The organism is Pseudomonas sp. GW821-FHT09C09 (genome assembly GCF_059418105.1).
The window spans coordinates 444,726-463,648 of the sequence record NZ_JBWKPF010000003.1 but is presented as its reverse complement, the minus strand read 5'-3'; the positions used below and the strand labels follow the sequence as shown (position 1 = coordinate 463,648).

The 18,923-nt window shown below is 61.3% G+C and carries 19 protein-coding genes; 4 read left to right on the top strand and 15 right to left on the bottom strand.

Features of this window, described 5'->3' with window-relative positions:
* A complete protein-coding gene (locus tag AC07NR_RS11860; protein ID WP_305834387.1) occupies window positions 1–966 on the bottom strand; it encodes a GlxA family transcriptional regulator in 966 nt (321 codons plus the stop codon).
* 191 nt (window positions 967–1,157) lie between these two features.
* On the opposite strand from AC07NR_RS11860, the gene AC07NR_RS11855 reads away from it, so the two are divergent.
* A complete protein-coding gene (locus tag AC07NR_RS11855) occupies window positions 1,158–1,799 on the top strand; it encodes an HD domain-containing protein (RefSeq protein WP_495078618.1) in 642 nt (213 codons plus the stop codon).
* Between the two features lie 58 nt (window positions 1,800–1,857).
* Here the strand turns inward: AC07NR_RS11855 and AC07NR_RS11850 are convergent, their stop codons facing one another.
* The 8 genes from AC07NR_RS11850 to AC07NR_RS11815 form a co-directional block, all read right to left on the bottom strand.
* On the bottom strand, window positions 1,858–2,748 hold the full coding sequence (locus AC07NR_RS11850; RefSeq protein ID WP_085709000.1) for an ABC transporter permease subunit: 891 nt from the start codon (window positions 2,746–2,748) through the stop codon (window positions 1,858–1,860).
* On the bottom strand, window positions 2,745–3,626 hold the full coding sequence (locus tag AC07NR_RS11845) for an ABC transporter permease subunit (RefSeq protein WP_170931574.1): 882 nt from the start codon (window positions 3,624–3,626) through the stop codon (window positions 2,745–2,747). Before AC07NR_RS11845 ends, AC07NR_RS11850 begins: the two co-directional genes overlap by 4 nt.
* A gap of 35 nt (window positions 3,627–3,661) precedes the next feature.
* Complete coding sequence (locus AC07NR_RS11840; RefSeq protein WP_085708998.1) at window positions 3,662–4,804, bottom strand: ABC transporter ATP-binding protein; 1,143 nt, start codon at window positions 4,802–4,804, stop codon at window positions 3,662–3,664.
* A 68-nt stretch (window positions 4,805–4,872) separates the two neighbouring features.
* On the bottom strand, window positions 4,873–5,970 hold the full coding sequence (locus AC07NR_RS11835) for a polyamine ABC transporter substrate-binding protein (protein WP_085708997.1): 1,098 nt from the start codon (window positions 5,968–5,970) through the stop codon (window positions 4,873–4,875).
* Window positions 5,971–6,157: 187 nt separating this feature from the next.
* Window positions 6,158–7,267 carry a polyamine ABC transporter substrate-binding protein gene (locus AC07NR_RS11830; RefSeq protein WP_085708996.1) on the bottom strand — a complete coding sequence of 370 codons (1,110 nt, stop codon included), beginning with the start codon at window positions 7,265–7,267 and terminating at the stop codon, window positions 6,158–6,160.
* A gap of 171 nt (window positions 7,268–7,438) precedes the next feature.
* Entirely contained in the window at window positions 7,439–8,803 is a 1,365-nt protein-coding gene (locus AC07NR_RS11825; protein ID WP_305834389.1) for an aspartate aminotransferase family protein, read from the bottom strand.
* A gap of 56 nt (window positions 8,804–8,859) precedes the next feature.
* Window positions 8,860–10,218, bottom strand: a complete 1,359-nt coding sequence (locus tag AC07NR_RS11820) for a glutamine synthetase family protein (protein ID WP_305834390.1) — start codon at window positions 10,216–10,218, stop codon at window positions 8,860–8,862.
* A gap of 94 nt (window positions 10,219–10,312) precedes the next feature.
* Window positions 10,313–10,672 carry a gamma-glutamyl-gamma-aminobutyrate hydrolase family protein gene (locus AC07NR_RS11815; RefSeq protein WP_495078617.1) on the bottom strand — a complete coding sequence of 120 codons (360 nt, stop codon included), beginning with the start codon at window positions 10,670–10,672 and terminating at the stop codon, window positions 10,313–10,315.
* A gap of 278 nt (window positions 10,673–10,950) precedes the next feature.
* Between AC07NR_RS11815 and AC07NR_RS11810 the strand changes: the two genes are divergently transcribed.
* The 3 genes from AC07NR_RS11810 (at window position 10,951) to AC07NR_RS11800 (ending at window position 14,012) form a co-directional block, all read left to right on the top strand.
* Window positions 10,951–12,327 (top strand): glutamine synthetase family protein, encoded by a 1,377-nt coding sequence (locus AC07NR_RS11810; RefSeq protein ID WP_085581012.1) that lies wholly within the window; start codon window positions 10,951–10,953, stop codon window positions 12,325–12,327.
* A 201-nt stretch (window positions 12,328–12,528) separates the two neighbouring features.
* Complete coding sequence (locus AC07NR_RS11805; RefSeq protein WP_423204506.1) at window positions 12,529–13,287, top strand: carbonic anhydrase; 759 nt, start codon at window positions 12,529–12,531, stop codon at window positions 13,285–13,287.
* Window positions 13,288–13,379: 92 nt separating this feature from the next.
* Window positions 13,380–14,012, top strand: coding sequence for a TetR/AcrR family transcriptional regulator (locus AC07NR_RS11800; protein ID WP_495078616.1), 633 nt, complete (start codon window positions 13,380–13,382; stop codon window positions 14,010–14,012).
* Window positions 14,013–14,173: 161 nt separating this feature from the next.
* Here the strand turns inward: AC07NR_RS11800 and AC07NR_RS11795 are convergent, their stop codons facing one another.
* The 6 genes from AC07NR_RS11795 to ssuE all read right to left on the bottom strand — a co-directional run bounded on the left by AC07NR_RS11795 (window position 14,174) and on the right by ssuE (window position 18,849).
* Entirely contained in the window at window positions 14,174–14,389 is a 216-nt protein-coding gene (locus AC07NR_RS11795) for a TOBE domain-containing protein (RefSeq protein ID WP_007953520.1), read from the bottom strand.
* Window positions 14,390–14,416: 27 nt separating this feature from the next.
* On the bottom strand, window positions 14,417–15,223 hold the full coding sequence (gene ssuB / locus AC07NR_RS11790) for an aliphatic sulfonates ABC transporter ATP-binding protein (RefSeq protein ID WP_495078615.1): 807 nt from the start codon (window positions 15,221–15,223) through the stop codon (window positions 14,417–14,419).
* Window positions 15,220–16,002, bottom strand: a complete 783-nt coding sequence (gene ssuC / locus AC07NR_RS11785) for an aliphatic sulfonate ABC transporter permease SsuC (RefSeq protein WP_248739888.1) — start codon at window positions 16,000–16,002, stop codon at window positions 15,220–15,222. Before ssuC ends, ssuB begins: the two co-directional genes overlap by 4 nt.
* A 9-nt stretch (window positions 16,003–16,011) precedes the next feature.
* Window positions 16,012–17,160: an FMNH2-dependent alkanesulfonate monooxygenase gene (gene ssuD, locus AC07NR_RS11780; protein WP_102619651.1), complete on the bottom strand. Its 1,149-nt coding sequence runs from the start codon at window positions 17,158–17,160 to the stop codon at window positions 16,012–16,014.
* Window positions 17,161–17,185: 25 nt separating this feature from the next.
* Window positions 17,186–18,166 (bottom strand): sulfonate ABC transporter substrate-binding protein, encoded by a 981-nt coding sequence (locus AC07NR_RS11775; protein WP_085708989.1) that lies wholly within the window; start codon window positions 18,164–18,166, stop codon window positions 17,186–17,188.
* Window positions 18,167–18,255: 89 nt separating this feature from the next.
* The gene (ssuE, locus tag AC07NR_RS11770; RefSeq protein WP_273896118.1) at window positions 18,256–18,849 is read right to left on the bottom strand and encodes an NADPH-dependent FMN reductase; all 594 of its coding nucleotides are present in this window, start codon (window positions 18,847–18,849) and stop codon (window positions 18,256–18,258) included.
* Window positions 18,850–18,923: the final 74 nt, after the last annotated feature.

Here is an 18,923-nt window from a genome sequence, read left to right as displayed (position 1 = left end):
TCAAACCATCGCCGCAAAATTCAACCGAAACTGCTGCGGCGTCACCCCCAGCCTCCGGTTGAACACGCTGCGCATATGTTGCGCATCACGAAACCCGCATTGATACGCCACGGTCTTCAGCGGCGCAGTGGTGCTTTCGAGCATCACCCGCGCCGCATCCACCCGCGCCCGTTCGACGAACTCCGCCGGGGTGACTTTCGCCTCCCGGGCAAACACCCGGGAGAAATTCCGCGCACTCATGTTCGCGGCATTCGCCAGGTCGGCGATGGTCAGGTCGCCGGTGAGGTTGGCCAGCACATACAACTGCACCATCGCCACCGCCGACGTCGGTTCGGCGTGGGGCGTGAGGAACGGGCTGAATTGCGACTGCCCACCCGAGCGCTGAGTAAACACCACCAGCCGCTTGGCCACGCTCAGCGCCACTTCGGCTCCGTAATCACGCGCCAGCAGGTACAGCGACAGATCGATCCCCGCCGTCACACCCGCCGAGGTGTAGAGCTGGTCATCCTCGACGTACAGCCGGTCAGCTTCGACCCGACTGGACGGGCACAACTGCGCCAGCGCCTCGGCGTCATTCCAGTGAGTGGTGACCGTGCGCCCGTCCAGCAACCCGGCACGAGCGAGCATGAACGCGCCGTTGCAGATCGAACCGAATCGCCGCGCCCGCCCGCAGGCCTCGCGCAACCACGCATCGAACGCCTCGCCGAAATCCAGGAACGGCAACTGCGGCCCGCCGGCCACCAGCAGCAAGTCATAAGCTTCCCGCACGTCGCTGAAATGTCGATGCGCACTCAGGGTCAGCCCGTTGGAACACGCCATCGGCCCGCGCTCGACACCAATCACCTCGAGCCGGTAATGATCCTCCGGCGCCAGGAAACGATTGGCCTCGGCGAACACATCCATGGGCCCGCTGACGTCCAGCGCCTGCACGCCGGGGAACACCACGATGGCGACGGTTCTGTTCATGGTGATGTCGGCTCCCTGGTAATGGTGGATCAGCGCCAACCCTAGCCAATCCGCGCCGCAGAAGCGAGCTGGCACGATTTGCAGGTGAAATGGCAAGGATCGCAGCCATGGATCGATTGTCCGGTTTTACCCCCGGGAACAGACTTTCTCCATCAGCGCCGTGACGGCGTTTTTCGACGAGGAAGCTCAACATGACCACGACCATCGCCGGTATCAAGATCCCCAACAGCGCCCTCGCCCGGGCCACCACCGAATACATCCGCGACATCGAATCCGACCTGCTTTACCACCACTCGCGCCGGGTGTTTCTGTTCGGCGCCTTGAGCGGCGAACGCCGGCAACTGGCCTACGATCCGGAGCTGCTGTACGTCGGCGCGATGTTTCACGATCTGGGTCTGGTCGAAGGTCACCGCAGCGATGACGAGCGCTTCGAAGTCGATGGCGCCAACGCGGCAGTGGCGTTTCTCAAGCCCTACGGGTTGAGCGACGACGACATCGAACAGGTCTGGCTGTCGATCGCCCTGCACACCACGCCGGGCGTACCGAAGCATCTGCGTCCGACCGTGGCGCTGGTGACGGCGGGTGTCGAGATGGATGTACTGGGCATGGACTACGCGGCGTTCACCACGGTGCAGCGCGAGGCGGTGGTGCATGCGCATCCACGGGGCGAGGGTTTCAAGGAGTGCATCATCTGCGCGTTTGCCGACGGCTTGCGTCATCGTCCGCAGACCACGTTCGGCAATGTGAAGACCGACGTGCTGAAGGATCAGGCGCCGGGGTTCAAGCCGATGAATTTCGTCGAGGTCATTCGCCAGTCGCCCTGGGTTTCCTGACGGGCATAAAAAAACCTCGCGGCCGTTACCGGTCGCGAGGTTTTTTGTGTTTGCAGACTTAAGCCGCTTCCGGCGTCTGCGCCCGGCGCACGTCCGGTTGTTTCCACGAATCGGCAGCGCCTTCTTCGATGGCTTGCTGGATCGCCTTGCGGCGCGACTCTTCGGCACGGCGGCTGAAGAACCAGACCATGAAGGTCACCAGCGACACCGCCAGCAGAATCAGGCTGGCCACGGCGTTGATCTCAGGCTTCACGCCCAGACGCACCGCCGAGAACACCTCCATCGGCAGGGTCGTCGAACCCGGGCCGGACACGAAGCTCGCCAGCACCAGGTCGTCCAGCGACAGGGCGAACGACATCATGCCGCCCGCTGCCAGCGACGGCGCGATCATCGGGATGGTGATCAGGAAGAACACCTTCCACGGCCGCGCGCCCAGGTCCATCGCCGCCTCTTCGATCGACAGGTCCAGTTCACGCAGACGCGCCGACACCACCACCGCCACATACGCCGCACAGAACGTGGTGTGGGCGATCCAGATGGTGACGATGCCACGCTCCTGGGGCCAGCCGATCATCTGTGCCATGGCTACGAACAGCAGCAACAGCGACAGACCGGTAATCACCTCGGGCATTACCAGCGGCGCGGTGACCAGGCCACCGAACAGCGTACGGCCCTTGAAACGGGTGATGCGGGTCAGCACGAATGCCGCCAGCGTACCCAGCGCCACTGCCGCGACGGCGGTGTAGCAGGCGATTTCCAGCGAGCGCACCACCGAGCCCATCAACTGGGTGTTGTCGAGCAGGCCGACGTACCACTTGATCGACCAGCCGCCCCATACTGTCACCAGCTTCGAGGCGTTGAACGAGTAGATCACCAGGATCAGCATCGGCAGGTAGATGAACAACAGGCCGAGCACCAGCATCAGGCTGGAGAAACGGAAGCGCTTCATTCTTTACCCTCCATTTCCTTGGCCTGACTGCGGTTGAACAGGATGATCGGCACGATCAGGATCGCCAGCATCACCACCGCCAGGGCGGACGCCACCGGCCAGTCACGGTTGTTGAAGAACTCTTGCCAGAGCACTTTACCGATCATCAGGGTTTCCGGACCGCCGAGCAGTTCCGGGATCACGAACTCGCCCACCACCGGGATGAACACCAGCATACAGCCGGCGATGATCCCGTTCTTGGACAGCGGAACAGTGATTTTCCAGAAGCTGTTGAAGGTGCTCGAACCCAGGTCGGACGCGGCTTCCAGCAGGCTGGTGTCGTGCTTCACCAGGTTGGCGTACAGCGGCAGGATCATGAACGGCAGGTACGAATAGACGACGCCGATGTACACCGCGAGGTTGGTGTTGAGGATCTGCAGCGGCTCGTCAATCAAGCCCATGCTCATCAGGAAACCGTTGAGCAGGCCGTTGTTGCTGAGGATGCCCATCCACGCATAGACGCGGATCAGGATCGCGGTCCAGGTCGGCATCATGATCAGCAGCACCAGCACCGTCTGCACTTCCTTGCGGGCGCTGGCGATGGCGTAGGCCATCGGGTAGCCGATCAGCAGGCACAGCAGCGTGCTGAAGAACGCCATCTTCAGCGAACCGAGGTACGCCGAGATGTACAGTTCGTCGTCTCCGAGCATCGCGTAGTTGCCCAGGTTCAGCAGCAACTGCAGCTTCTGCTCGGCGTAGGTGTAGATCTCGGTGTACGGCGGGATGGCCACGTCCGCTTCGGCGAAGCTGATCTTCAGAACGATGAAGAACGGCAGCATGAAGAACAGGAACAGCCAGATGAACGGCACCCCGATGACCAGTTGGCGGCCACCGGGAATTATTCGATTGAGCCGGCGTTTGAATTTGCGCATGTTCATGAGCGAAGTACCACGCCGCTGTCATCTTCCCAGTACACGTACACCTGATCGCCCCAGGTCGGACGTGCGCCACGGCGCTCGGCGTTGGCCACGAACGACTGCACCAGCTTGCCGCTCGGCAATTCGACGTAGAACACCGAGTGCCCGCCGAGGTAGGCGATGTCGTGCACCTTGCCGCTGGACCAGTTGTATTCGCAGGTCGGCATTTCGGCGGTGACCAGCAGCTTCTCCGGACGGATCGCGTAGGTCACGGACTTGTCCTGCACCGAGGTGCTGATGCCGTGGCCGACGTAGATCTGCCGGTCGAGGTCCTTGCAGGTGATGGTCGCGTGACCTTCGGCGTCGTCGATCACTTCGCCTTCGAAGATGTTCACGTTGCCGATGAATTCGCAGACCAGACGGCTGGTCGGGGTTTCGTAGATGTCGATCGGGCTTCCGATCTGGGCGATCCAGCCCAGGTGCATGATCGCGATGCGCTCGGCCATGGTCATGGCCTCTTCCTGATCGTGGGTCACCATCACGCAGGTCACACCGACGCGCTCGATGATCTCAACCAGTTCCAGCTGCATCTGCGAACGCAGTTTCTTGTCCAGTGCGCCCATCGGCTCGTCGAGCAGCAACAGCTTCGGCCTCTTGGCCAGCGAGCGTGCCAGCGCCACACGCTGACGCTGGCCGCCGGACAACTGGTGCGGCTTGCGCTTGGCGTACTGGCTCATCTGCACCAGCTTGAGCATCTCGGCCACACGGGCGTCGATCTCGGCTGCCGGGATCTTGTCCTGCTTCAAACCGAAGGCGATGTTCTGCGCCACGGTCATGTGCGGGAACAGGGCGTAGGACTGGAACATCATGTTGATCGGTCGCTCGTACGGCGGCATGTCGGTGATGTCGACGCCGTCGAGGAAAATGCGCCCCTCCGTGGGCCGTTCGAACCCTGCCAGCATCCGCAGCAGAGTGGATTTGCCCGATCCCGAACCGCCGAGCAGGGCGAAGATCTCGCCCTTCTTGATTTCCAGGGACACATCGTCCACGGCAACCGTCTCGTCGAACTTCTTCGTGACCCGGTCGATTTTAACCAGCACCTGTTTCGGTGTCTGGTCGCCCTCGAGGGCTTTCTTATAGGCGCCGGAGGCAACTGCCATTTACGAAACTCCCAGAAAAAAAAGAGTGCAGTTCGCCCACGCAAGACGAACCCAGGATGGTTTGCGCGTTATTTACCCGACTTGACCTTGGTCCAGCTGCGGGTCATCAAACGCTGAATATTCGGTGGCAACTCGATCGACACATAGGTCTTGTCGAGGACGGCCTGCGGTGGATAAACCGCTTCGTCGGTGCGGATGGACTGCTCCATCAGCTTGTCCGAACCCGGGTTGGGGTTGGCGTAACCGACGTAATCACTGACCTGGGCAATCACCTCAGGTTTCAGCAAATAGTTGATGAAGGCGTGGGCCTCTTTGACGTTGGCCGAATCCTTCGGAATCGCCAGCATGTCGAACCAGAGGGCGCCGCCCTCTTTCGGGATGGCGTAGGCGATGTTGACGCCCTTCTTGGCTTCTTCGGCACGGTGCTTGGCCTGGAAGATGTCGCCGGAGAAACCGATGGCCACGCAGATGTCGCCGTTGGCCAGGTCGCCGATGTATTTCGAGGAGTGGAAGTAGGTCACGTAAGGGCGCACCGCCAGCAATTTGGCCGTGGCTTTCTCGTAATCCTTGGGATCGGTGCTGTTGGCGTTCAGGCCCATGTAGTTGAGCACGGTCGGCATCATTTCATCGGCCGAATCGAGGAACGCCACGCCGCAGCTGTGCAGCTTCTTGATGTTCTCGGGTTCGAACAGCACGCTCCAGGAATCGATCTTGTCGACGCCGAGCACGGCTTTGACTTTGTCGACGTTGTAGCCGATGCCGTTGGTGCCCCACAGGTACGGCACGGCGTACTGGTTGCCCGGGTCGTTCTGTTCCAGGCGCTTGAGCAGCACCGGGTCGAGATTGGCGTAGTTCGTCAGTTGCGCCTTGTCGAGCTTCTGGAACGCGCCCGCCTTGATCTGCTTGCCAAGGAAGTGGTTCGACGGCACGACCACGTCGTAGCCGGTACGCCCGGCGAGCAGTTTGCCTTCCAGGGTTTCGTTGGAATCGAACACGTCGTAGACCGGCTTGATCCCGGTTTCTTTCTGGAAATCGGCCAGGGTGGTCTCACCGATGTAATCCGACCAGTTATAAATATGCACAGTACCGGCGGCTTGGGCACCGACAGCGAACGTCAGGCCGGCAGCGGCCAGCAGGGCATTGCGCAAAGAAGAAAAAATAGGCAAGTGGAGGTCCTCTAATTTAGTTGGGCCCAAGTTGCCCCGCGCTGCATGACAGTCACGGTTGCCCGGCAACAAAACCGGCGCGCAACTTACCCTCGAAAAACCGTTCCAGCAAAACTTTCTGTCATTTAATTGCACCGCTGGCCGCCCGGGTGAAGGCGACGGCCAGCGGTTGCGGCTTCAAACCGGCTTATTTGCCGGATTTGATCTTGGTCCAGCTGCGCGTCATTTCACGCTGGGTTGCCGCCGGCAGATCGGCGATGGCATACAGCTTGGCCTGCACGTCGGCTGGCGGGTAGATGCCTGGATCGCTGGTGATGTCTTTCTCTACCAGTGGTGTTGCAGCAGCGTTACCGTTCGGGAAACGTACGGCGTTGGTGATGCCGGCCATGACTTCAGGCTTCTGCAGGAAGGTCATGAACTTGTAGGCGCCTTCCACGTTTTCGGCATCCTTCGGAATGGCGACCATGTCGAAGAAGCTGCCAGCGCCTTCCTTCGGAATGGCGTAGCTGACTTTCACCTTGTCACCGGCCTCGGCGGCACGGGACTTGGCCTGCTGCACGTCACCCGAGTAGCCGACCGCTACGCAGATGTTGCCGTTGGCCAGGTCCGAGATGTACTTGGAGGAGTGGAAGTAGGTGATCGAAGGACGAATCTTGAGGAACAGGTCCTCGGCTTTCTTGATGTCTTCTTTCTTCTGGGAGTCGGTTGGCAGGCCCAGGTAGTGCAGCGCGACCGGCAGCATCTCGGTCGGCGAATCGAGGAAGCTCACGCCGCAGCCCTTGAGCTTGGCGATGTTTTCCGGCTTCAGCAGCACGTCCCAGGAATCGATCTTGTCGACGCCCAGCGCAGCCTTGACCTTCTCCGGGTTATAGCCGATGCCGATCGAACCCCACATGTACGGGAAGGCGTGCTTGTTGTCCGGGTCGCTGACCGACACGGCCTTGAGCAGGTCCTGGTTCAGGTTCTTCCAGTTAGGCAGCTTGGAGCGATCCAGTTCCTGGTACACGCCGGCCTTGATCTGCTTGGCCAGGAAGTTGTTGGACGGCACGACCACGTCGTAGCCGGACTTGCCCGCCAGCAGCTTGGCTTCCAGGGTTTCGTTGGAATCGAATACGTCGTAGACGACCTTGATCCCCGACTCTTTCTCGAAGTTCGCGATAGTGTCCGGAGCGATGTAGTCGGACCAGTTGTAGACGTGCAGCACTTTGTCGTCCGCGTGAACCGCGCCCGCCATCATGCCCGCGACGGACAGGGCCAGAAGAGTCTTGCCAGCAAGCTTTTTACCTAATGCCTTCATGCGTCATGCTCCAAATTTTTCTTTTTTGAACCACTTTGTTCAGCGGCCGAACCCGGACAACTGGAACCGCGGCTAGTCTGGCAAGATACGAGGCGGTCTTTCAAGAAAAGACCAGCCTTTCCAACTGCTCCGAGCGACAGCGCAACAGCTCCATCGCTCAGAGCCTAGCACTTAGCCCTGCAATGCACTGAGGGTCAGGTCCAGGCACTTGCGTGCCTTGGTCACCAGCTCATCGATCTCCGCCTTGCTGATCACCAGCGGCGGCGCAATGATCATGGTGTCGCCCACGGCGCGCATGATCAGTCCGTTGTCGAAGCAGAACTGGCGGCAGATCATGCCCACACCCTTGCCTTCGTAACGCTTGCGAGTGGCCTTGTCCTGCACCAGCTCGATGGCCCCCAGCAGACCGACTCCGCGCACTTCCCCCACCAACGGGTGATCGTTCAGTTCGCGCAGACGTTTCTGCAAATACGGTGCCGTTTCTTCATGGGCGCGCTCGATGATTTTCTCGTCGCGCAGAATCCGGATGTTTTCCAGACCCACCGCCGCCGCCACCGGGTGACCGGAGTAGGTGAAGCCGTGGTTGAAATCGCCGCCCTCGTTGAGCACCGCCACCACTTCGTCGCGCACGATCAGGCCGCCCATCGGGATGTAGCCGGATGTCAGGCCTTTGGCGATGGTCATCATGTGTGGCTTGAGGTCGTAGAAATCGCTGCCGAACCATTCGCCGGTACGGCCGAAACCGCAAATCACTTCGTCCGCCACGAACAGGATGTCGTACTTGGCAAGGATTTCCTTGATGCGCGGCCAGTAGGTGTCTGGCGGAATGATCACGCCACCGGCGCCCTGGATCGGCTCGGCAATGAAGGCACCGACGTTGTCGACGCCGACTTCCAGAATCTTCTCTTCCAGCTGATTGGCCGCCCAGATCCCGAATTCTTCCGGGGTCATGTCGCCGCCTTCGGCGAACCAGTACGGCTGGGCGATGTGGACGATGCCCGGAATCGGCAGGTCGCCCTGCTCGTGCATGTAGGTCATGCCGCCCAGGCTGGCGCCGGCCACGGTGGAACCGTGGTAGCCGTTCTTGCGGCTGATGATGACTTTCTTGTTCGGCTGGCCCTTGATAGCCCAGTAGTGGCGAACCATGCGCAGCATGGTGTCGTTGCCTTCGGAGCCGGAGCCGGTGAAGAACACGTGGTTCATGCCCTCAGGCGCCACGTCGGCGATGGCCTTGGCCAGTTCCAGTGCCGGCGGGTGCGCGGTCTGGAAGAACAGGTTGTAGTAAGGCAGTTCGCGCATCTGCTTCGCGGCAGCATCCGCCAGCTCATCGCGGCCATAACCGATCGCCACACACCACAGACCCGCCATGCCATCGAGGATCTTGTTGCCCTCGCTGTCCCACAGGTACACGCCCTTGGCGTTGGTGATGATCCGCGGACCCTTTTCCTTCAGTTGCTTGAAGTCGCTGAACGGGGCCAGGTGGTGCTCGCTGCTGAGGGCTTGCCACTCACGGGTTTGCGGGTTGTTGCTGGTCATGCCAATTCTCCTTGTTATCGGTGAAGGCGCGGCGGCTGGCCACCGCGCCCGGCGTATCAGACGGCGAAGAGCAGGTACTCACGCTCCCAGGAACTGATCACGCGCTTGAAGTTTTCATGCTCGGCCCGCTTGACCGCGACGTAGCCGGTGATGAAGGTCTTGCCCAGGTATTTCTCGATGGTTGCGCTGTTTTCCATACGCTCCAGCGCGTCTTCGATGGTCAGCGGCAGGCGCAGGTTGCGACGCTCGTAACCACGGCCCACGACCGGCGCGCTCGGGTTGAGCCCCTCGACCATGCCGATGTAGCCGCAGAGCAGGCTCGCGGCGATTGCCAGGTACGGGTTGGCGTCGGCGCCCGGCAGGCGGTTTTCCACCCGGCGGTTCTGCGGGCCGGCATCCGGGACGCGCAGGCCCACGGTGCGGTTTTCTTCGCCCCACTCCACGTTCACCGGCGCCGAGGTGTCCGGCAGGAAGCGACGGAACGAGTTGACGTTCGGTGCGAACAGCGGCAGCAGTTCCGGGATCAGCTTCTGCAGGCCACCGATGTGGTGCAGGAACAGCTGGCTCATGGTGCCGTCGTCATTGGAGAACACGTTCTTGCCGGTCTCGATGTCGATGATGCTCTGGTGCAGGTGCATCGCACTGCCCGGCTCGCCGGTCATCGGCTTGGCCATGAAGGTCGCGGCCACGTTGTGCTTGAGGGCGGCCTCACGCATGGTGCGCTTGAATACCAGAATCTGGTCGGCCAGGGACAGGGCGTCGCCGTGACGGAAGTTGATTTCCATCTGCGCGGTGCCGTCCTCGTGGATCAGCGTGTCGAGGTCCAGCTCCTGCAGTTCGCACCAGTCGTAGACGTCTTCGAACAGCGGATCGAATTCGTTGGCCGCTTCGATGGAGAACGACTGACGACCGATTTCCGGACGCCCGGAACGGCCGACCGGCGGCTGCAACGGATAGTCGGGGTCGTCGCTGCGTTTGGTCAGGTAGAACTCCATTTCCGGCGCCACGATCGGCTGCCAGCCCTTGTCGGCATAGAGTTTCAGGACTTTCTTGAGCACGTTGCGCGGCGACAGCTCGATCGGGTTGCCTTGCTTGTCGTAGGTGTCGTGGATCACCTGGGCGGTCGGCTCGATGGCCCATGGCACCAGGTACACGGCGTTCTGGTCGGGGCGGCAGATCATGTCGATGTCGGCCGGGTCGAGCAGTTCGTAATAGATGTCGTCTTCGACGTAGTCGCCGGTCACGGTCTGCAACAGAACACTCTCTGGCAGGCGCATGCCTTTTTCGGCGATGAACTTGTTGGTCGGCGAGATCTTGCCCCGGGTAATGCCGGTCAAGTCGCCGATCATGCATTCGACTTCTGTGATCTTGTGGTCTTTCAACCAATCGGTGAGCTGGTCGAGGTTGTTGCTCATAAATGCCTCTGGGCTGAGTCTCCTGACACGTGTCAGGCAGGTTTGACGCACGGGGCGTCGCGTTAAAGGGGGCTTGTTTGCGCGCAGTACCGGCTTACGCCTGGCACCGCGCATCGACAATGAAGGAGGAGCTTACCTGCCCTTTACGCTGGCGTTGCATTTCCTGTGCACATCCAGGGTGTGCAGAATCACGGGCACGGCGACGGGCGCGGCGCAGGCCGGGAGCAGGAAAGAGATCTATATTGAAAGGAGAACCGCTGAAGAGGATGCCCTTCCCCGCGTCCAGAATATCGGACGCCGGCGCCTGATCCGCCATGGACAAAGAGATCGCTGGCAGAATGCGAGCCTGGCTGTCGGCTGCGCTGCGGACGGACGTGTCGCCACTGATGTGATAAGCATGCAGACCGTACTGCACGGAGCAGTCGGTGACGCCGATTAACGGCAGGCGAGACATGAAGCACCCCGGTATTATTGCTGTTATGGGTTTGACCCGAGCTTAGCCTTGTTCATTTTTTTACACAACACCCCCGTAAAAAATACAACACGGCCTGCTCAAGCCTGCGGGTGGCGCGTCTTTCACGGATAAAAAAATGCCCCAAAGTGCCCCATAAATGCCCTCGCGGCGCTTTTTCGGGGCAAAAAAGGCCTCGCTTGACTTCGGCATGCCGTTCGGGTTGACTGAAACCAGAAAAGATCAATGATTGATATTTTTAACAACAAAGGTGTTGCATCATGTCGGTACCCCCGCGTGCCGTTCAGCTTAACGAAGCGAACGCGTTCCTTAAGGAACATCCTGAGGTTCTGTACGTTGACCTTCTGATTGCGGATATGAATGGTGTGGTGCGCGGCAAGCGCATCGAACGCACCAGCCTCCACAAGGTTTACGAGAAAGGCATCAACCTGCCGGCCTCTCTATTTGCTCTGGATATCAATGGTTCGACGGTTGAAAGCACCGGCCTGGGCCTGGACATCGGCGACGCCGACCGTATCTGCTATCCAATCCCCGATACCCTGTGCAACGAGCCATGGCAAAAGCGTCCTACCGCGCAACTGCTGATGACCATGCACGAACTCGAAGGCGACCCTTTCTTCGCCGACCCGCGCGAAGTGCTCCGTCAAGTTGTTGCAAAGTTTGACGAGCTGGGCTTGACCATCTGCGCCGCATTCGAACTCGAGTTCTACCTGATCGACCAGGAAAACGTGAACGGCCGCCCTCAGCCGCCACGCTCGCCGATCTCCGGCAAACGCCCGCATTCGACCCAGGTCTACCTGATCGACGACCTCGACGAATACGTCGACTGCCTCCAGGACATTCTGGAAGGCGCGAAAGAGCAAGGCATCCCGGCCGACGCCATCGTCAAGGAAAGTGCCCCGGCGCAGTTCGAAGTGAACCTGCACCACGTCGCCGACCCGATCAAGGCCTGCGACTACGCGGTCCTGCTCAAGCGTCTGATCAAGAACATCGCCTACGACCATGAAATGGACACCACCTTCATGGCCAAGCCGTACCCTGGCCAGGCAGGCAACGGTCTGCATGTGCACATTTCGGTTCTCGACAAAGATGGCAAAAACATTTTTGCCAGCGAGGATCCCGAGCAGAACGCCGCGCTGCGTCACGCGATCGGCGGTGTGCTCGAGACCCTGCCCGCGCAGATGGCTTTCCTCTGCCCCAACGTCAACTCCTACCGTCGTTTCGGCGCACAGTTCTATGTGCCGAACTCGCCGAGCTGGGGCCTGGACAACCGCACCGTGGCCCTGCGCGTACCGACCGGCTCCGCCGACGCGGTCCGCCTGGAACACCGCGTTGCCGGCGCCGACGCCAACCCGTACCTGCTGATGGCTTCGGTACTGGCGGGCGTGCATCACGGCCTGACCAACAAGATCGAGCCACCGGCCCCGACCGAAGGCAACAGCTACGAGCAGAACGAGCAGAGCCTGCCGAACAACTTGCGCGATGCCCTGCGCGAGCTGGACGACAGCGAGGTGATGGCCAAGTACATCGATCCGAAATACATCGATATCTTCGTCGCCTGCAAGGAAAGCGAGCTGGAGGAGTTCGAACACTCCATCTCCGACCTTGAATACAACTGGTACCTGCACACCGTGTAAACGGTTGCCGTAAAAGAAAACGCCGCAGGCTTTAGAGCCTGCGGTTTTTTTTGCCTGGCATTTTCCGTTGAACATTGGCGCAACAAACAAGGATCAGTCCTACGGACCATTCCGATACGACCTACATAATGGCCCTGACCGCGCTCTCACACTCGGAAACGCCGCAATTTGGCCGGCTGACTTCCCTGAGTACTGAGAACCATGACACTGAAAAAACTGCTGTTAGGCGCGATGATCACGTTGATCATCGCCAGCGTGCACACCACGACCTGGGCGAGCCCGGGACATCTCCCCGCCTGGAGTTACACGGCGCCCACCGGTCCGGAAAACTGGGGCGATTTGCATGGGGAATATGCGCTTTGTACGTCAGGCAAAGTGCAGTCGCCTATTGATATCAGCGATGCCACCGTAACAGCGCTGACGCCACTGACCTTCTCCTATCAGCCAAGCGCCGCGACAGTCCTGAACAATGGCCACACAATCCAGCTCTCACCGACGGATGCAGGCAGTCTGACGCTGGCCTCCGGCAACTACGGCTTTGTGCAAATGCACTTCCACACCCCAAGTGAAGAATCCATTCAGGGCCGCACCTATCCAATGGACGCGCATCTGGTTCACCGCAACGCAGCAGGTGAACTCGCGGTGGTTGCGCTGTTGTTTGAAGAGGGCGCACACAATCCGGCGCTGGAAGTGATCCTGGCGGCCATGCCCAAGGTCGCAGGTGATGCCGTGAACCTGGAATCAATCGACATTGCAGCATTTCTGCCCGCATCGCATCACTACTACGCCTACATGGGATCTCTGACGACACCTCCATGTGCAGAAGGCGTGCGCTGGCAGGTGCTTTCCAGCGTGGTGCAACTCTCGTCAGCACAACTCAAGGCTTTCCAGGCTTTGTATCCGATGAATGCACGTCCGGTTCAGCCACTGAACGGCCGGAGCGTGCACGTCGGCAGCTAAACCGCAGTGGTGGGCGATCCGGGCAGCAGGCCTCGTACAGACAAGGCATCTGGCGCCTCGTACAATGCCCGCTGCCCTCGCAGGAGACTTTCATGACGCGTCCCGCCCCCGTCCGCAAACCCCGTGCCCGCAGTCAGGCGCGGATCGATTCGATACTCGACGCCGCGCGCACGCTGCTGGCCGCCGAGGGCGTGGCGAGCCTGTCGGTCTACAGCGTCGCCGAACGGGCGCAGATCCCGCCCTCCTCGGTCTACCACTTCTTCGCCAGCGTCCCGGCGTTGCTCGAAGGCCTGACGGCAGATGTCCACGCCGCCTTTCGCGCCTGCCTGCAAGCGCCGATCGATCACGACGCCCTGCGGGACTGGCGCGACCTGTCCCGGCTGGTCGAACAACGGATGCTGGAGATCTACGACGAAGACGCCGCCGCCCGGCAACTGATCCTCGCGCAACACGGCCTCACCGAAGTCACCCAGGCCGACCGTCAGCATGACCTCGAACTGGGCGACCTGATGCACAAGCTGTTCGATCATCACTTCGAACTGCCCAAGCTGCCGGATGACGTGGACGTGTTTGCGCTGGCAATGGAGCTGGGCGACCGCGTCTACGCCCGCTCGGTGCAGCAGTACGGGCAGATCACCCCGCGCATGGCCGAAGAAGGGATGCGGGTGTTCGATGCCTACATCGGGCTTTATCTGCCGCCCTACCTGCCCAAAAGAATTCTCTAGCGGCCTGATCGGCCTCTTCGCGAGCAAGCCCGCTCCCACATTTGGAATACCATCCCCTGTGGGAGCGGGCTTGCTCGCGAAGGCCGCACCGCCGGTTTCCAGTCAGACACAAAAAACCCCGAAGGGCTCACACCCTTCGGGGTTGTTTTTTACTCACAGGCTTACAACTTGGCGATGGACACCTCGGTGGATTTCACGAAGGCGATCACCTCGCTGCCGACCTCCAGTTCCAGCTCCTTGACCGAACGGGTGGTGATCACCGAAGTGACGATGCCGGAAGCGGTCTGCACGTCGATTTCCGACAGCACGTCACCGAGAACGATCTCCTTGATCGCGCCTTTGAACTGGTTGCGTACGTTGATGGCTTTGATAGTCATGGCATTGATTCCTGTCGTTTGCTTGAGTTATTGAGCCCAACGCAGTTGCGTAGGCAAGGGTGAAACGGGTTCCGGCGCCGGCGGTTCGCCGGGGAGGGACAACACACGGTTGAGTACTTCGGTTTCCAGCGCGGCCAGCCGATGGGAGCCACGGATCCGAGGACGCGGCAGCTCCACTTGCAGGTCGAGGCCGACCTCGCCGTCCTCGATCAGAATCACCCGGTCGGCAATCGCCACCGCTTCGCTGACGTCGTGGGTCACCAGCAACACGGTGAAACCATGCTGTTGCCAGAGACGTTCGATCAGTTGCTGCATCTCGATCCGGGTCAGGGCATCCAGTGCGCCCAGCGGCTCATCGAGCAACAGCAGACGCGGTTGATGGATCAAGGCCCGGGCCAGCGCCACACGCTGCTTCTGCCCGCCGGACAATGCCGCCGGCCACTCATTGGCGCGATCCGCCAGGCCGACGGCATCCAGCGCCTCCAGAGCTTGCGGACGCCAGTTGCCCTTGAGGCCAAGACCGACGTTGTCGATGATCTTTTTCCACGGCAGCAGCCGCGCTTCCTGGAACATCAGCCGGGTGTCTTCCCGGGCATCGCTGAGCGGCGCGGCACCCGCGAGCAGATCGCCGCCGGTGGGCTGATCGAGGCCGGCGAGGAGGCGCAGCAAAGTACTTTTGCCGCAACCGCTGCGCCCGACCACCGCGACGAATTGACCCGCCGGAATGTGCAGGTCGATGCCACGCAATACCTGCCGCGCGCCGAAGGTCTTCTGCAGGTTGCGCACCACCAGCGGAATCCCGCGCAGCAGGCGTGGAGGTTGTTGAGCCGTCATGCCGCACCTCCTTTCGCCACTTGATAGGCCGGATGCCAGCGCAACCACACACGTTCAAGTCCACGGGCCGCGAGGTCGGCCAGTTTGCCGAGCACCGCGTAAAGCAGAATCGCCAGCACCACCACGTCGGTCTGCAGGAACTCCCGGGCGTTCATCGCCAGATAACCGATGCCGGAGCTGGCGGAGATGGTTTCCGCCACGATCAGCGTCAGCCACATGAAGCCCAGCGCGAAGCGCACGCCGACCAGAATCGAAGGCAGCGCACCCGGCAGAATCACTTGCCAGAACAGGCTGAAACCGGACAGGCCATAACTGCGCGCCATCTCCACCAGCGCCGGGTCGACGTTACGGATGCCGTGATAAGTGTTGAGGTAGATCGGGAACAACGTGCCCAATGCCACCAGGAAAATCTTCGCCGACTCGTCGATGCCGAACCACAGGATCACCAGCGGAATCAGCGCCAGGTGCGGCACGTTACGGATCATCTGCACCGAGCTGTCGAGGAGGCGCTCGCCCCATTTCGACAGACCGGTGATGAAGCCCAGCGCCAGGCCGATGCTGCCACCGATGGTGAAGCCCAGCGCGGCGCGCCAGCCACTGATTGCCAGGTGCGTCCAGATTTCACCGCTGCGCACCAGGCTCACGCCGGCTTCGATCACCGCCACCGGTGCCGGCAGAATCCGCGTCGACAACCAGCCCGCCGACACCGACAACTGCCACACCGCCAGCAACAAAACCGGCAACGCCCAGGGCGCGAGACTGTGGATGAATTTCTTCATGGCGGCGCCTCAGCTCTGGGACGCGGCTTTGGGAAGAATGTCGTTGGCCACCATCTCGCCGAACGGGCTGACGTAACCCGCGCTTTTCGGCAGTTCCGGACGCTCGACGTCGAGGTGCGGGAACAGCAGCTCGGCCACGCGATACGACTCTTCGAGATGTGGATAACCGGAGAAGATGAAGGTATCGATGCCCAGCGCCGCGTACTCCTTCACGCGAGCGGCCACAGTCGGGCCGTCGCCAACCAGTGCCGTCCCGGCACCGCCGCGCACCAGACCGACGCCGGCCCAAAGGTTGGGGCTGACTTCGAGGTTATCGCGGCTGCCGCCGTGCAGCGCGGCCATGCGTTGCTGACCGACCGAATCGAACCGCGCCAGCGAAGCCTGTGCGCGTTTGATGGTGTCGTCGTCCAGATGCGAGATCAGGCGATCCGCCGCCTGCCAGGCTTCAGCGTTGGTTTCCCGCACGATCACATGCAAACGAATGCCGAAGCGTACGGTGCGGCCGAGCTTGGCCGCTTTGGCGCGAACCTGTTCGATCTTCTCGGCCACCGCTGCTGGCGGCTCGCCCCAGGTCAGGACCATTTCCACTTGTTCGGCGGCCAGATCCTGCGCGGCTTCCGACGAACCACCGAAGTACAGTGGCGGACGCGGTTGCTGGATCGGCGGGTAGAGCAATTTGGCGCCCTTCACGCTGATGTGCTCGCCGTCGTAATCCACGGTCTCGCCTTCCAGCACACGACGCCAGATCCGGGTGAATTCCACCGAGGCCTGATAGCGCGCTTCGTGATCAAGGAACAGACCATCGCCGGCCAACTCCTCCGGATCGCCGCCGGTCACCAGGTTGAACAGCGCACGACCGCCGGACAGTCGATCCAGCGTTGCCGCCTGACGCGCCGCCACCGTCGGGGAAATGATCCCGGGGCGCAGGGCGACCAGAAACTTCAGGCGCTGAGTCACCGGGATCAGCGATGCGGCCACCAGCCACGAGTCCTCGCAGGAGCGGCCGGTGGGAATCAGCACGCCGCCAAAGCCCAGGCGATCCGCTGCTTGCGCGACCTGTTGCAGATAGCCGTGGTCGACGGCGCGGGCGCCTTCGGCGGTGCCAAGGTAATGGCCGTCGCCGTGGGTAGGCAGGAACCAGAAGATGTTGAGGCTCATGGAGTGGTCTCCTTGGGGATTCGATTTACTGGGCTTGGGTGACCGAGCTTTGGGCCACAGCGGCCGGCGGGGTCCAGATCACGTCCTTGATGCTCAACGGCTTGGGAATCAGCTTCAGCTGGTAGAAGGTGTCGGCGATTTTCTGCTGTGCGGCGACCACTTCCGGGGTCAGGAACAGCGCGCCGTAGCCCTGGCGTTTCACCGAGGTCAGGGTGATGTCCGCCGGCAGGCCGAGCAGCGGCGCGACCTGTTGGGTCACGTCTTGCGGATTGGCCTTGGACCACTCACCGACGGCGCGCACTTCTTCCACGAGGGTCTTGATCACCTCGGGATTTTTCTGTGCGTAGGGTTTGGTTGCCAGGTAGAACTGGTGGTTGTCGACGATGCCTTTGCCGTCGCGCAGGGTGTGCGCTTGCAGCTGTTGCTCGGCGGCGGCCTGGTACGGGTCCCAGATGACCCAGGCGTCGACGCTGCCACGTTCGAACGCGGCACGGGCATCGGCCGGCGGCAGGAATACGGTTTGAATGTCGGTGTACTTGAGGCCGGCGTCTTCCAGCGCACGCACCAGCAGGTAGTGGACGTTGGAGCCTTTGTTCAGGGCGACTTTCTTGCCCTTGAGATCCGCCACCGATTTGATCGGCGAGTCTTTCGGCACAAGGATCGCTTCGCTGTTCGGTGCGGGCGGCTCGTAGGCCACGTAGAGCAGGTCGGCACCGGCCGCCTGAGCGAAGACCGGCGGGGTTTCGCCGGTGACGCCGAAGTCGATCGAGCCGACGTTCAGGCCTTCCAGCAGTTGCGGGCCGCCGGGGAATTCAGTCCATTGCACGTCGACGCCTTGGGCGGCGAGACGTTTTTCCAGGGTGCCCTTGGCCTTGAGCAGCACCAGAGTGCCGTACTTCTGATAACCGATCCTGAGCGTCTCGGCCTGAGCTTGAGTGATGGCGCCGAAGGTGACAGCCGCAGCAAACAGAGCGACCAGACCACGACGCAAAAATACAGTGCGCATAGCGCTCTCCTTTTTGCCGTTGGGTTTTGGCTGCACCTGCTTGCCCGTTGGCGGGCGAGTAAGGCCAGTACTTCAAGTTTCGATGTGGCTCAAATGCTCCAGCGAGCACTCAACAAACGTTCATTCAACAGCCCCGGCTCCAGCGGCTTCGGCCGGCGGGCCATGGCACTGACAAACTGGTCCAGCGCTTCATGCAGCCGCTGTTCCAGAGCCGGCGCCAGCTGCGCCTGGGCACTGCCTTCGCCGTAGGCGATCTGGCTGTCCTCGGCAAAAATCCCTTGCAGCATTTCCTGGGCCTTCAACGCCGACAGCACCGGTTTGAGGGCGTAATCGACCACCAGCATGTGGGCGATGCTGCCGCCGGTGGCCATCGGCAGGACAATCTTGTGGTTCAGTGCGCGTTCCGGCAGCAGATCCAGCAGGGTCTTCAGTGCGCCGGAGAACGACGCCTTGTAGACCGGCGTCGCGATCAGCAGGCCATCTGCGTTTTCAATCTGTTGCAGCAGGTCGAGCACCTTCGGGCTGTCGAAGCGGGCGTGGAGCAGGTCTTCGGCCGGGAAGTCCCGCACCTGATAACTCACCACTTCCACCCCTTGCTGCTGCAACCAGCGTTGCGAGCGCTCCAGCAACACCCCGGAACGGGAGCGTTGACTGGGACTGCCACCGAGTGAGACGACCAGCATTCAGACGATTCCTTGCGCGTTACCGGCGATTCGCGGGTTGCGATCTCGCTTCAATGAGAGTGACCTTATCAGCT

What these genes read in the sequence shown, in the direction of transcription:
- ssuC (WP_248739888.1), bottom strand. Translation starts at nt 16,002, where the DNA reads ATGAAGAAATTCATCCACAGTCTCGCGCCCTGGGCGTTGCCGGTTTTG.
- AC07NR_RS11820 (WP_305834390.1), bottom strand. Translation starts at nt 10,218, where the DNA reads ATGAGCAACAACCTCGACCAGCTCACCGATTGGTTGAAAGACCACAAG.
- AC07NR_RS11840 (WP_085708998.1), bottom strand. Translation starts at nt 4,804, where the DNA reads ATGGCAGTTGCCTCCGGCGCCTATAAGAAAGCCCTCGAGGGCGACCAG.
- AC07NR_RS11805 (WP_423204506.1), top strand. Translation starts at nt 12,529, where the DNA reads ATGACACTGAAAAAACTGCTGTTAGGCGCGATGATCACGTTGATCATC.
- ssuD (WP_102619651.1), bottom strand. Translation starts at nt 17,160, where the DNA reads ATGAGCCTCAACATCTTCTGGTTCCTGCCTACCCACGGCGACGGCCAT.
- AC07NR_RS11860 (WP_305834387.1), bottom strand. Translation starts at nt 966, where the DNA reads ATGAACAGAACCGTCGCCATCGTGGTGTTCCCCGGCGTGCAGGCGCTG.
- AC07NR_RS11775 (WP_085708989.1), bottom strand. Translation starts at nt 18,166, where the DNA reads ATGCGCACTGTATTTTTGCGTCGTGGTCTGGTCGCTCTGTTTGCTGCG.
- AC07NR_RS11810 (WP_085581012.1), top strand. Translation starts at nt 10,951, where the DNA reads ATGTCGGTACCCCCGCGTGCCGTTCAGCTTAACGAAGCGAACGCGTTC.
- AC07NR_RS11795 (WP_007953520.1), bottom strand. Translation starts at nt 14,389, where the DNA reads ATGACTATCAAAGCCATCAACGTACGCAACCAGTTCAAAGGCGCGATC.
- AC07NR_RS11800 (WP_495078616.1), top strand. Translation starts at nt 13,380, where the DNA reads ATGACGCGTCCCGCCCCCGTCCGCAAACCCCGTGCCCGCAGTCAGGCG.
- AC07NR_RS11855 (WP_495078618.1), top strand. Translation starts at nt 1,158, where the DNA reads ATGACCACGACCATCGCCGGTATCAAGATCCCCAACAGCGCCCTCGCC.
- ssuB (WP_495078615.1), bottom strand. Translation starts at nt 15,223, where the DNA reads ATGACGGCTCAACAACCTCCACGCCTGCTGCGCGGGATTCCGCTGGTG.
- AC07NR_RS11825 (WP_305834389.1), bottom strand. Translation starts at nt 8,803, where the DNA reads ATGACCAGCAACAACCCGCAAACCCGTGAGTGGCAAGCCCTCAGCAGC.
- AC07NR_RS11815 (WP_495078617.1), bottom strand. Translation starts at nt 10,672, where the DNA reads ATGTCTCGCCTGCCGTTAATCGGCGTCACCGACTGCTCCGTGCAGTAC.
- ssuE (WP_273896118.1), bottom strand. Translation starts at nt 18,849, where the DNA reads ATGCTGGTCGTCTCACTCGGTGGCAGTCCCAGTCAACGCTCCCGTTCC.
- AC07NR_RS11850 (WP_085709000.1), bottom strand. Translation starts at nt 2,748, where the DNA reads ATGAAGCGCTTCCGTTTCTCCAGCCTGATGCTGGTGCTCGGCCTGTTG.
- AC07NR_RS11830 (WP_085708996.1), bottom strand. Translation starts at nt 7,267, where the DNA reads ATGAAGGCATTAGGTAAAAAGCTTGCTGGCAAGACTCTTCTGGCCCTG.